Origin of the sequence: Rhodopirellula sp. JB055 (assembly GCF_043100905.1) — a bacterium.
In the GTDB taxonomy this organism is placed as follows: domain Bacteria; phylum Planctomycetota; class Planctomycetia; order Pirellulales; family Pirellulaceae; genus Rhodopirellula.
The window spans coordinates 14,603-28,128 of sequence record NZ_JBICHO010000146.1; the positions used below are offsets into that span (position 1 = coordinate 14,603).

A 13,526-nucleotide genomic window follows, 5' to 3' on the forward strand; every position below is an offset into this window, starting at 1 on the left:
TCGGTCACTCCCGTGTCACCTCGCCCCGCGACCAGAATTTGCGAAACGGTTGTTTTCGCGAAAGGTGGTTGGCGTTGGTTTGGCGAGATTCAGTCGCTTCATCGGTTTGCGAAGCGGTCGGCGGGTACTTGCTCATCGCTTGGAATGGCAGCGGCAACGTGGATTGACCCGACAAAGTGTTCAGGTCAGCGTCTTTGTCCCAGCCCACGCCGTGCAATACAAAATCGCGTTGTTGGGCACCGACGAGGGGTTCCTTGGGAACGGCGAAACGCAGGCGAATTTCATCGCCGCCGCTGATGACAACCATCGAGTCATCCCACTCGGTAATCAAGTCTCTGACTGGTCCGTACTTCGTGAGCGGTCCATCCAAAGGCGGCCAGCGGGGTGCGTCTTTGGCAGTTTGGTAGTCGTAGGTCTCTGGTTGTTTGGGCCCCGGATCGATCCGCCGTGAGAAACCATGCCAAGCCACCTCGGCAGACTGCAGTTGCAGCGGTTGGACATGAACCAGGTCGTTGAGACGTTTGATCTCGTCTGCGGTTCGAACGGAAACGGCAGCCGAGTCCCAGTAAATTTGGTTGGTGGTGCGGATTCGCACGCGAGCGTCGTCGCGGTTCACCCAATCGGTCACATCGATCACGATGGTTTTGTTCTTGCCACCGGGAAAACCGATGAACGGCGAAGCCATCTTCCAACCGGATTCTGAGGCTTCGTTGGGGACCCACAACGACGGTGGTTCGGGCGACGCAAGTTCAGGGTTCTGGTCAATTTGAATGTTCAGTGACGTGTCGGTTGGAAGGATCCAGCCATTGAGAACCAAGTGAATTTTTGCATCGCTAGAGGTCTCGTTGGAGACACGATCGCTGAGGTCCAGGTCGATCCAATGAGGCGGGCAGAGACCTTGTCGGTGGCGATGTTCGAACCCTTGCACGTGCGCTCCATCCGTTTCGCGAAGAAGCGAGGTGACGTCGGTTCCCGCGGTGTCGGTGGCATTCGAGATCGGACTCAATTCAGACCGGTCGAAGGCGTGGATCGTCGGTTCAGCGACCGATGGCGGGCCGACTTTTTCGTTGGTGAATACGACGACGTCTTGAGGGTGATCGATTGCGGACAAACCCAATTGATCGAAGTAGGCGACCTCCCAAAGTTCCTCGGTGATTCGCAGTTCGTAGGCCCCCTCTTTGGGAGCCAGGAATTTGCCTTCGACGAGCAGGTGTTCCCACGGACGATCGGGCACGACGACGCCGGGGGAAGTTTGCAGCCCCAGCGGTGCGGCCCACAAGCAATCGGTAACAAACTCAAATCGTTCCCCATTGAAGGCATACAGGTAAGGGCACGATCCCTTGAGCGTTTGTTCTTCTTCAATCATGACGCCCGGTTCAATCTTGGGGATCGACTGAGTCAGACCGTTCGGGAAGATAACTCGTAAGTTCCCTGGGCCGAGCAAACCATCGAGTCCAAAGTGCGTGGAAGGTTCGGTGACAATTCGTGATTGATAGTGCGGGCCAAACCGAAGTTCTAGAACCGAGCCCACGGCATAGTGATTGACGCGGCCGCTGTTGGCGTTGTTGTCATCGATGCCTTTGAAGCGAACCGCGACGGCTTTGCCTTCCAATTCGCTTGAGTTGGAAGCGACGGAAATCGAAGCTGAATCGGGAGCGTCCGATTCAGACCAGCCCACCAGATCAAGCCTCAAGTCGCCGTCGAAGTCGACCGCCGAACGAACGTGAACCGTATGCGAGGCAGTCTCGCCGTTCCACTTCAGTTCCTGTGGTGGGCCAAACTTTGCTGCGGAATCTTCCGAGTTTGACGTGGGCACTAGTTCGATCGCAGAGGAGGCCACTCCACCACGAATGCATTCGAAAAAACTGTCGTTGTCCAAATCGGCGACGACAAGTGAGCCTGTTTCGGATTTTGATGCCGGTGGTTCGCTTGCATTTGTCGGCCAAGAGAGTGGCGTGACGGCATCCACCCGCCAGACGCCAATGTCGCCGGTATGTGACAGCACGAGTTGGCCACCTTCAGGCGATCCCAGCACGATGTCCCAAGACACATTGCCATCGATGTCTTCGATGGCCAACGAATCAACGCCTGGCAAAACTGGGATGTCATCCAGGTAGGAAAATCGAAACTGCAAATGCAGCAAATTTTCGATCCATCCGACGCGGCCGGATTTTGGGTGGACCGTCACAACGTCAAGGTCCAAGTCACGATCCAAGTCAGCGATGGCGAACGCCACGGGGGGATCGTCTTGGTCCCACGAGGTCGCTTGTTGTTCATTGGTTGGCAGCGGGAAAAAGGTTCGGTTGCCTCGATTGATCAACAGTTCCCAACCGCGCTCGGTCGCCGCCATGATGTCGAGGTCACCATCGCCTTCGAAATCGCCGCTGATCATCGCGCGGACGTTTTCGAGCGTCTCCAGCCCCTCGGCGGTGTCTTTCTTCAATGCGTTGTCACCGGTTGCATCCGCGGTGCTGAAGTCTCTTCCGTCGACCACGACCAATTGAGCACCCGACTTACCGTATAGGACCAGGCTTCGAATCGTGTTGTGGCTTTGTGAGGTGGAGTTTTGCCGAAGTCTTCCAGGTGAACTGGAATCAACCATGAACAGATCTGCGACCATCATGCCGTTCCACTGCCCGTCCAATTCCAATGCCCCGTACTGTTTCCATTCATCATCACCTTGCATCCAAAGAACGACTTGCGTGGAGTCCTCGCGAGAATGCATTGAGACCAGGTCCATCTGAAGATCGAGATTGGCGTCGATGGGAACGAGATCGTTTGGCCGTTGTAGGTTTGCTTCCTCTGAATTTGCTGCTGCCTTGAGGTTCAACGTTTCGATGTCAAACGACAAGGAAGTCGACGCCGATGGGATGCGAGCTTGCTGGGACACTTCTGCTGACAGGCGGCGCAGCGAATCGAACTGAATCAAATCCAGCGGGTGCGGTGAGGCTCGGCGACGATCGGTTTTGATCAGCTCGGTCGAGTTGAGCAGGTTGAACCAGAGCATCATTTGGTTTTCGGCTGCTTCGAACTCTCTGGCTTCCACCGATGCCACGATTCCATCGACCAACTCACCAGGCGTCTTTCCAATGGGGGCGGTCTGTTGGCGAAGGGTGGGTTCGATCGACGCGGCGAGGGTTTGCGTTCGCCGAATCGCCTCCACGGCGGATTCTGATTGATTCGCGATTCCTAGTCTTGCGGCGCGAACTGCCAGATAAAGGTTGTTGGGTTGTTGATTGGATAGCTGTGTCAGCGCGGCTGCAGCGGGACGCATGATGGTGGGCGGAATCCCACGGATGGGATCTTCTAGAACATCAATGACTTGGGTCAGCGTCCCGGCTAAAAGGATTGAGTTTTTGGGGGCACCCTTGGTTTGGCCTGGGTTTTGGATCGCTTCGATCAACCGCCCGAAAACCTCCTTGCGAATGGACTGCGTCACGGAGCGTGGTAGCAGTTTGGCTTCGTTCAAATCGACGCGAGCGTTCATCCAAGTGGCGAGATTGGAATCGCCGCCAAGTTCAACATACTTTTCGATCAGACCACGAGTTTCGGAGAGCAATCCCGCGAGGCGTTGTCGAGCCGCCTGCTTTTCTTCTGGTTTTGCAGAAGCGTCGGTGGCGACAGCGGACAATTCGTCGATCGTCAGGGCTCGGTTCAGGGCCCGGTTCAAGGCGATCGAGAGGTCTTCCGGACGAGACTTGGAAAGTGATGCCCATGCCGTCTCGGCATCATCGGTTTCCAAGTTTTCCATCGATGCCAACGCAACGCGATTCAGGTCGAGGTTTTTCGACGCGACTTGCTGGGCTTCGCCGTCGACGCCTGCGACGATGTCGTCGTCAGCCAGATCGCCGGGAACGCGAGTGAACCAATAACTGAATCCGGCCAGCGACCCAAGGACGACGAGGGCGATCAGCCACACGCCGAAATTGGACTGATTGTTAGCCGGAGATTGATTGCCGGAAGGGGATTGAGACGAAGTCACCGATAGCATCCTTGAAGAACCAACTGACACGAGGTCGAGAGTGGATGCAGTCTAGCAAATGCGAGGAATTCGATGCGGGATGCAAAGGAATTGCTTTAACCTCGCAGTTCGATTCCAAGCGGCAAGGTGTCGCCGAAGACGGCTTGTTGTTCTTCGTGGTCGAGTTGGCCGCCATTTTTGACCAGTTCGATCCAGTGATCCGGGGCGCCGAGTCGATCCAGCAAGTTCAAGGCCCGGTCGCGTGTGGGTTGGTCAACGTCACGAAAACGATCGTCACAGCGTCGAGCCATCTGCGTGATGGCGAATGCGGCCGGTCGGCGGGTGGCGTCGTCCTTGGTTTCAAGTGATCGAGAATGAGAAAGTTTTTGGACCCAGTGCGAAATATCGGTGGCGGGGACGATCAAGTTCAGCGGCCCATATGCCAACACGCGAGACGCGAGGCGACCGAGTGTCCAAAACAAACTGGGGTACAGCGGTGCGGACTTTTTACGATCCAATGACTCCATGACCGCGGTTGCAAAACTGCGTTTTTGATCGATTGGAAGCAACTCCAGAGATCCGATGGTCCGCCAGGCTTCGTTGGCTTCGGCCATGTCTTGATTGGATGTTCCTGCCAGCAACCATTTGCCTAGCGAAGTGGCCAATTGGTTTTGTTGGCCCGCCGTCATCCCGCCCGCGATGCGTCGCCACATCACATAAGATTCGGCTCGGACTTGATGGTCCGGGTGGGCGATCTTTCCGTAGATCATTCGCCAGGTTTGAGAGGTCCGCCAGTCATCGACTGCGACGCCATATCCCGGCCGCAACGCGAAACCGGCGAGGTTCAGCCAGCGAGATTCGTGTGCGGGCGAGCGACGACGGTTGTCTTGGACCTCCATCAGCGTTTCCCACAGCTGACGCAGAAGTGCCGGTGGCCATTGATCGCGGGAGGTGCCCAGTTTGGTTTGCAGGCGTTTGGTCAATAGCGATGGTTTGAGTGATCCTTCCACGAACACTCGGGAGATCAATTGGCGACATTCATCGAGCGTTTCTTCGTCGATGATCCCAGCCGATTCGCCGGCGTAATCATGGGATTCTCGGTCGGTTTCCAGGGTCCCTCGAATGTCGAATTCCAGTCGCCATCGTTTGTCGTTCGAAACGCAGTACAGCCCGACGGTTCCAATCTCCGAGAGTTCGGATTCAATCACAATTTGCATCGTGGATTGGTCACGGCGTTTGCGATCCTTGAGGGCCGTTTGAATTGGCGGCAGCGCGGTCATGGTATTGGGATCGATGTCGACGACCTCACCCGGTCGGTCGGCCAAGCGAGTGCTGCTGACCCAAAGGGGGAAGCTGACCGGCACGCCGACTCGCAGGTCCATCGGGACTTGGTCGATGCGATAGGATTGTCCGGCTTGTGCGTCCGCTGGGATCACACAAACGGCTCGCGGTGGGCTCTGCTCGATCTGCATGAAGTAGGTCCGCGCCAGATTCGCTGCGATCCGAACGCCGTGTCCGCGACGCACCATCGCATAGTGGGCGGCACCTTGAGCAACGGCCAAATCCAAACGAGCGGATTCCAGAACAGCCGGTTCGGAAAACCACTTCGAAAGGGAGCCGACGACTCGTTTGCGAATCGCCGGCGCGGTCAGCACGCCTCCGTTGAAGAGCACCAAGTTGACTTGGTCGCTGTCCACGGAATCTGGGGCGTTTCCGGATTGGTCATCCAGGCCGGTTCGTCGATGCTCACGAAGGAACTCCGCGAGGTGTTTGGTGACGGCGGGATCGGCTGCGTAAGGCAGTCCAACCTCTTGAAATCCACTTTGTTGCGAGTCGACTTCCGAGGTCATCTCGACATCCGGAAAGAATCCGTCGAGCAACAAAGCATCGACTTCTTCCGCGGTCATTTCGACGCTGAGACCGCCACCAATCAGCGACGAACCTTCCCCGGGCAAGTGAATCGTTGTGCGTTCCGGTCGCGGTTCAGACAAGAACGTTTCTTTGGTTTGTCGAGCGGCCGCCAACAATTGTTGCCATTGCCGGGGTGACAGTGAACGTCCGAGTTTGGCCTCGGCCGCTTTCGCGACGGCCAAGTCCAAGTTGTCGCCGCCGAGGATCAAGTGTTTCCCCACCGCCACACGGTGGAACTGGACCACGTTGGATTGATCGTCTTTGTCCGCAGGGCGAACTCGAATGAGCGTCAAGTCGGTGGTGCCACCGCCAATGTCGCAGACGAGAATGAGCTGGCCGACTTGGACCAGTTCTTGCCATTCGTCACGGTGTCGATCCAGCCAAGCATAGAAGGCGGCTTGGGGTTCTTCGATCAATTGAATGCGAGGCAACCCTGCCATCTTCGCGGCGCGGATGGTGAGTTCACGTGCGACCTCATCGAACGAGGCGGGCAGCGTGATGACGATGTCTTGTTGTGACATCGGATGCTCAGGGTGCTCTGCGTCCCAGGCATCAACCAAATGTTTCAGGTAGCTAGCAGATGCATCTGCCGGGGAACGGCGAGGAACATCGTGGTCGCCATGCCAAGGCAACAAGTCCGCGGTGCGATCCACGCCTTCATGCGACAACCAACTTTTGGCCGAGGCAATCTGACGGCCGGGATGCAGTAATCCAGCCACGCGGGCATATTCCCCAACGCAGGATGCCAACCCATCGTCCGTTGGATTCAGCCATGTGTGTGCGTCGCTGCGGGTGAGTTTTTCCGATGGATGCAGCGTGTAATGGAAAGATGGCAGCGTGGGGCGGGACTCGGCTACGCCGAGATCGACCCATTGAGGAACTAAAAACGTGCGAACCGTGAAGTCCGCGCCGGCGCCACCTTCGTCGACTTTCGATTCGGATTCCGTTCCCGGTGTTTCTGTGTCAACGTACGCCAGCACACAATTGGTTGTGCCCAGGTCGATACCGATGCAGTAACGCGGCGGAAGCTGGTCGTCTGGCTCGGACGATGAGACCTTTGAGTTCATTCCGACTTCCTAGGACTCATCGTCTTGGCGAGCGTTGAATTCGAGTTTCCAACGTCGGTCACCCAGTTTGTCGTGGCACCAAAGTTCAAACATCCCCAATTCCGTCACGCGAGATTCGAACTGCACCGGGACGAAACTTTGGGACGATTCGTTTTCCGCTGCAGGCGAATTGGAATCACTGCCAGCGGATTGATGATGATCCAATGTCAGTTCGATGGGTTCACTCTCTTGCAATTCCGTTGGGCTCCAGCGATCCAGGCGATCGCCAGGTTTGTCGCTGGCCCGAGTTGTGGAAGAGAAAAATCGGAATCTTGCGGGGGTGCCGACAACGACGCCGACTTCTTGCCCGGGAACTTCCGCTTGGGTGCCTTCTTCCATGCCTTGGGCTGCCACGCAGACGGCACGCAGAGGTCGGGGAGCCCCTGGGATCGCCATGCCGGCGGTTTCAATGCCAATGTAAAACGCCTTGGCCGTGCCGCCACGAATTCGAATGCCGCCATTGGATTTGGTCCAGCCATAGTAGGTTGCACCGATGGCCACGGCATCATTCAAGTCATCCGTGGACGACAACGTTTGAACATCAGTGTCCGTCCAGGAGGAAAGGGTTGACTCCAGTCGTTCCCGCATCACTGGACTTCGGAACACGCCGCCGTTGAGCAGCAGATGCGTGACGGGGCCGTGGCTGTCACCATTGCCAGGTTCTCCTTTGCGATTCAGGACCGACTGATCCGATAGGAACGCTGCGATGTGTTTCGTGATCGCTGGATCGGACTCGTAAGGCAAGCCAACATCTTGGAAGCCGCTGGCCACGTTGGCTTGCGGACGATCCTGTGGGGAGCACTGCGGGAAGAACCCGTCGAGCAACAAGGTGGCCGCGTCGCTGCGTTTCATTTCAGTGGTGATCGTGCCTCCGATCAGTGAACTGCCGCGACCAAGAACTGAAATGGATTGGGAATCCGGGCCGTCATGGCTGAGCAACCGTTCCTTGGCATCGCGACAGGCATGCCAGAGCGACGTGCTTTGCCAAGGGTCCAGGTCATGGCCAGATTGACGGAACTGCTCAGCGGCTTGATAGGCCAGAGCAAGGTCCATGTTGTCGCCACCGACCAGCAAGTGATTCCCAACGGCGACACGTTGCAGTGCCAGTTCACCGTCTTCTTCTTGAACGCCGACGAGTGTTAGGTCGGTGGTTCCGCCGCCGACATCGACGACCAACAGGGTGTCTCCGTCGGAGAGCGATTTTCGCCAACCGCCGTCCGTGGAGGCAAGGTAGCGATACACTGCGGCCTGCGGTTCTTCTAGCAGAACAAAGTTCTCATTCAGGCCGGCACGAATGGCCGCGCGACGTGTCAATTCGCGAGCGGCAGGATCAAAGGAGGCGGGAACGGTCAGCACGACTTGTTGCTGATCGATGGGCGCGTCTGGGAACTGAGCCTGCCAAGCGGCCACCAAGTGACGCAGAAAAATGCCGGTGCATTCGACTGCCGAAACTCGCGGGATTTCGTCAGGCGATTGCCAAGGAAGAACTGGCGAATCTGGATCGACTTTGCGTTGGCACAACCAACTTTTGGCTGCCACGATGACTCGTTGCGGATTGTCCGCGGCTTGTTGCCGGGCGTAAACGCCCGCGACGCCTTCGGTCGAGGAAGGGAATCGAGCGTGTTCGTTGTGCACTTCCAACGCGTCGACTTCTTGATCACGCGGCAGATACAGAAACGACGGCAACGAGGTTCGGGACTCAACTTGGCCGGACGCGACGACCTGAGGGATCGGCAGGAGTTGGATATCGGGAGCATGGTCCGCCCCTTGGGTTTCCGCATCGGATTGGGGGGCGTAGGCGACCACACTGTTGGTCGTGCCCAGGTCGATCCCGATGCAATATTTTTGCTCGCTCATGATGATTCAGTTTTGCTCTGCGAGTTCAGCGAGGGCGTCGAGGACTTGTTGGTCGTGTCCGTCAACGCGAACGCGTTTCCAAACCTTGACCACTTTGCCGTTGGAGTCGATCAAATAGGTGGAGCGTTGGATGCCCATCGACTTTTTGCCGTAGAGGTTTTTCTCTCGATAGGCACCGTATTTCTCGCTCATGGCATGGTTTTCATCGACCAGCAACGGAAACGGCAATTCAAATTTTTCGCGAAAGTTGACATGGCTTTCGGCGGAATCCGTGCTGATGCCGAACAACTGGGCTCCAGCCGCCTGCAATTCGGCGTATCGATCTCGGAACGCACAGGCCTCTTTGGTGCATCCCGGCGTGTTGTCCTTGGGGTAGAAGAACAACACGACTGGAGAACCAGCCAGATCCTTCAATTTGACGGTTTGGCCGTCTTGGTCTTTGAGCGTGAAAGCGGGGGCCTTTTTGCCGGGGTCGATGAAATCAGCCATGATGAGACGCCCCAGTTGGGGGCATATGGATTGGGAGGAGGCGGATGGATCACCGCATTGTTTTCGATCGGTCAAGTTGTCGCCAGCGGGGGCGGTTGGGACAAAGCATTGGATTGGATCCGGAGCCGGAAATCACGCCAGAATCAATGGTTGGAAAGGCCATTGCCGGGTGCCCCACACAAATAAAGGCGTTACACTACGGGGCAATTCCGAGACGTGGGATTCCCCCACCCTTTTTCCATCTCCACTCGCATGAAAGTTGTTTGAACTTGTCTGATCAACCGACCTCTTCCTCCAACGACACCCCGTCAGCGGATCCCATGGCTCATCCCAGTCGGGCGATTCGGCCGCACGGATTGGAAGAAGCACGCAAACTAGCAACGGAGGCTGCTCGAGTCGCGTTGGACAACAACGGGCAAGACGTGATGGTCTTGAACGTGAGTGAGCAATCGGCTGAGTTTGATTTCTTTGTGATCGCCACGGGAACCAGTCGCCGTCAATTGCACGCTATTAGCGAGCAAACCGATGACGCGTTGGAAAAAGGCTTGGGTGACCATCGCCAAGGAATCGAGGGCTATCAGGAAAGCAGTTGGATCGTGCTGGATTATGGCAGCGTCGTGGTGCATTTGTTTGATGAAGAGACCCGCGAGTACTACGACCTCGAGTCTTTGTGGGCCGACGCCACGCCCATTCCGCTGGCGGATCTTGGTTTGACCCAGCGCTGAACCGCGCTTGGATGTCCCATTTCTTTTTCTTCTCCACCTCCTCTCCAGGTGTGTAGGTTCGATGCATCTCCCCAATCTTCTTCAGGCCCGTTTTGTCCAAGCCCTTGAGTCTTTGACCGACTCGCCAACCGATTTTGCGGGCATGATTCGCCCCGCGGCCGATCCCAAATTTGGCGATTATCAATCCAACGCCGCGATGCCCTTGGCGAAACAGGTTGGAAAATCGTCCCGCGAAGTGGCTGCGGAATTGGTCGACCAGCTCAAGGTGGATGACCTGTTTGAAGAGCCCGATGTGGCCGGGCCGGGCTTCATCAACTTGCGTTTAAAAGACTCGGTGCTGTTTGATTCAATTCAGCAAATGTTGTTGGACAAACGAGTGGGGGTCTCCAAGACCGCTTCTCCTAAGAAGGTGGTCGTGGATTTCTCGTCACCCAACGTGGCGAAACCCATGCACGTGGGCCACATTCGCAGCACCGTGATCGGCGATTGTTTGGCTCGCACGCTTCGCTTTTATGGTGAAGAGGTTATCACCGACAACCACTTGGGTGACTGGGGAACCCAGTTTGGGATCATCATTTACGGCTACCGTCACTTTGGTGATCCGGAAAAGGTGGCTGCGAACCCGGTGCCGGAACTGTCCTCGCTCTATCGGTTGACCAACCAACTGATTGAATATCAAAAGGCCAAGCAGTCTTTGGTGACCATTGAAGACAAGTTGACGGCTGCGACGCAGGATGCGGACGACGCAAAACTGGCGGCCGAGCAGGCGGAGTCGGATGAAACTCTCAAGCCCAAAGAGAAAAAGAAGCTGCGAAAGAATGCGGACGCGGCAGGGCGGCGGATCACTTCCATTGAGGCGGAGATCAAGTCTTTGCAAGACAAAGTCGCGGCCGTGGACAACGACCCGGTATTGTCCAAGTTGGCCGCAGAACATCCTGATGTGGATGTGGCGGTGTTGCGAGAAACAGCCAAATTGCATGAGGGCGATCAAGAAAACTTGGCATTGTGGAAAGATTTTTTGCCTCATTGCCAAGATGAAATCAACCGCATCTATGATCGACTGAATGTTCAGTTTGATCATACGCTCGGTGAAAGCTTCTATCACGACCGATTGGCGGGAGTCGTTGAAGAGCTCACAAAGCTGGGGTTGACCACCAAGAGTGACGGGGCCGTTTGTGTCTTTTTGGAAGGGTTTGACAGCCCCATGATCATTCAGAAACGCGATGGAGCGTTCCTGTATGCCACAACGGACCTGGCGACTCTTCAATACCGTCGCGACGAGTTTCAGCCGGACGAAATTCTCTATGTGGTGGATTCACGTCAGGGCGAACACTTCCGCAAGTTCTTTGCGATGGCGGATCCGCTCGGCATGGGAGATGTCCAGTTGGTGCATGTCAATTTCGGAACAGTGCTGGGCCCTGATGGCCGTCCCATGAAAACCCGTAGTGGTTCTTTGATTGGGCTGGAAAGTTTATTGAATGACGCGGTGGCTCGGGCCAAGGAGGTCGTTTGCAATCCAGACCGACTGGCGTCGATGGATCCCCCGATGGATGGAGAGGAACAACAACAGATTGCCGAAATCGTTGGCATTGGTGCGATCAAGTACGCGGATCTTTCGCATCATCGGACCAGCGACTACAAATTTGATGTCGATAAGATGGTTGCTCTTGAGGGCAATACTGCGACTTATGTGCAGTACTCTTACGCACGAACTCAAAGCATTTTGCGGCGTGCATCGGATGGCAAGAGTCTGCCCGAATTTGAACAAGAGATTGAGAGTGCCAGTGCAACTCAACCGATGAAATTCACCCACCCTAATGAGCGTTCTCTCGCCCTGATGCTGATGCGATTTGAAGAGGCGGTTGAGCTTGTTCGGTTGAATTATGCCCCCAACGCACTTTGCGACTATTTGTTTGAAACAGCGAAAAACTACTCTTCGTTCAATGAAAGTTGCCGCGTTCTTGGAAACGAAGACCTCGCTGTGATGCAGACACGATTGGCCCTCGTGGTTTTGACCGGTCGGGTACTCAAGAAGGGACTGTCGTTGTTAGGGATTGATGTCGCCGAACGTATGTAAGCGTTCGATGCTGGCTATGTTATCTAATTTATGTCAGTTATTGCTTTCGAAGCATTGACAGTACTTTTGTTTTTTATAACGTGTGGCGAAATAGAGTTTTCGAAACACACTTATGGAGTTAAACGTGGCCAAAAAATCTGGTGGACCCAACAAGTCGCAAGCGATCCGTGATTACTACGGAGCCAACCCCGATGCCAAGCCAATGGAAGTCGCGGCTGAATTGGGCAAGAAGGGAATTGTTGTCTCGCCTGCTTTCGTTAGCACCGTGAAGTCCACCACCATGGGCAAATCCGCGAAAAAATCGGCTCGCAAGTCGGCCAAGAAGTCGACCGCCAGCGCGAAGAAGAGCACCGGCGCGAAACGCGGCCGACCAGCCGGGAGCACGACCAAAGCCAGCAGCAACGAAGTTTCGTTGGATTCGCTTCTGCAAGTCAAGAAGATCGTGGAAGAAATGGGCAGCGTGCAGGATGCCAAGAACGCCTTGACCGCGCTTGAAAAATTGATGGGCTGATAGACGGCTGATATAGCCATCCGGAACGCGATAGCGTCCGGTTCGTTTCCTATGACCGTGAGCAAGTGCAGCGAACCAGTTTTCATTGGTTCGCTGTTTTTTTATGTGCAGACGTGTCTCTCCGTCAGCGTCAAGGACACTGAGGGTGAAGGGGTCGCTGAGGGTGAAGGGGGCTCCGTACAGACCTTGGCAGACCGATTATTTCGGGAAGTCGAGTATGCCATCCCAACCGGTTGGAGCAACTCGATGGTGTTGCAGGATCATCCGAAGCAAGACGTCTTTTGGGCGGTCCCAAGCGGGGAGTTCCAGAAGACGTTGGTAGGCGGAATCCCAGTCGCCGCTTGCAAATTCGTCCCAGCTCTTTTCGTAAGCGTCGATCTGAGTGTTCGTCAAAACTTGGTGTTGGCCGCTGGGGACGACTAACTGATGGACATCGATTGGTGTTTTCATTCCGGCGACCCGAACTCGTCCCAGTTTTCGAAGTCGGAACGCTGGGCTTTCTGGGGACGTGGTGGTCAAATCGAGCCAAGCTTGCAGTGCCTTGGCAGAGGCGTGGTCCATCAGGACTTCGACGCCGAAGTGTTTGGTCAGGCCTTCGAGTCGACTGGCCAGGTTCACGACGGGCCCAAAAGCAGTGACTTTGACTTGATCGACCGTGCCGATGCGTCCGGCGACGGCGGACCCGGATGCGATGCCGATACCACACCGGAATTCGGTCTGTCCGGAGGCATAATCCATTCGGATTCCAGCAGCCGCACGAGCGGCGGCCAGCACGCTGGCGACCAAGTTGGCAGACGCGGAGAGTGGTGGCGGGGTCTCGGGCAATTGCAATTCCAACGGCCAGCCCCAGAACCCCATTGCGGCATCCCCATGGAAGTCAGATCGGAAG

General features: G+C 56.0%; 8 protein-coding genes. 3 read left to right on the plus strand and 5 right to left on the minus strand.

What is annotated here, in order from left to right:
• Positions 1–4 precede the first annotated feature (4 nt).
• From ACF8AM_RS06060 to bcp, 4 genes are all read right to left on the minus strand, one after another.
• The gene (locus ACF8AM_RS06060; RefSeq protein ID WP_392554761.1) at positions 5–3,991 is read right to left on the minus strand and encodes an FG-GAP-like repeat-containing protein; all 3,987 of its coding nucleotides are present in this window, start codon (positions 3,989–3,991) and stop codon (positions 5–7) included.
• 86 nt (positions 3,992–4,077) lie between these two features.
• Positions 4,078–6,939 carry an Hsp70 family protein gene (locus ACF8AM_RS06065; RefSeq protein WP_392554762.1) on the minus strand — a complete coding sequence of 954 codons (2,862 nt, stop codon included), beginning with the start codon at positions 6,937–6,939 and terminating at the stop codon, positions 4,078–4,080.
• A gap of 9 nt (positions 6,940–6,948) precedes the next feature.
• Positions 6,949–8,835: an Hsp70 family protein gene (locus ACF8AM_RS06070; protein ID WP_392554763.1), complete on the minus strand. Its 1,887-nt coding sequence runs from the start codon at positions 8,833–8,835 to the stop codon at positions 6,949–6,951.
• A 6-nt stretch (positions 8,836–8,841) separates the two neighbouring features.
• Positions 8,842–9,324 (minus strand): thioredoxin-dependent thiol peroxidase, encoded by a 483-nt coding sequence (gene bcp / locus ACF8AM_RS06075; protein ID WP_392554764.1) that lies wholly within the window; start codon positions 9,322–9,324, stop codon positions 8,842–8,844.
• Between the two features lie 263 nt (positions 9,325–9,587).
• Here bcp and rsfS point away from each other — a divergent pair, with 263 nt between their 5' ends.
• The 3 genes from rsfS (at position 9,588) to ACF8AM_RS06090 (ending at position 12,637) form a co-directional block, all read left to right on the plus strand.
• On the plus strand, positions 9,588–10,049 hold the full coding sequence (gene rsfS, locus ACF8AM_RS06080; protein ID WP_392554765.1) for a ribosome silencing factor: 462 nt from the start codon (positions 9,588–9,590) through the stop codon (positions 10,047–10,049).
• A gap of 61 nt (positions 10,050–10,110) precedes the next feature.
• Positions 10,111–12,126: an arginine--tRNA ligase gene (argS, locus tag ACF8AM_RS06085; protein ID WP_392554766.1), complete on the plus strand. Its 2,016-nt coding sequence runs from the start codon at positions 10,111–10,113 to the stop codon at positions 12,124–12,126.
• 124 nt (positions 12,127–12,250) lie between these two features.
• Entirely contained in the window at positions 12,251–12,637 is a 387-nt protein-coding gene (locus tag ACF8AM_RS06090; protein WP_392554767.1) for a hypothetical protein, read from the plus strand.
• A 198-nt stretch (positions 12,638–12,835) separates the two neighbouring features.
• Here the strand turns inward: ACF8AM_RS06090 and ACF8AM_RS06095 are convergent.
• Positions 12,836–13,526: adenylate/guanylate cyclase domain-containing protein (locus tag ACF8AM_RS06095; RefSeq protein ID WP_392554768.1), on the minus strand; the 691-nt coding region annotated here is incomplete at its 5' end.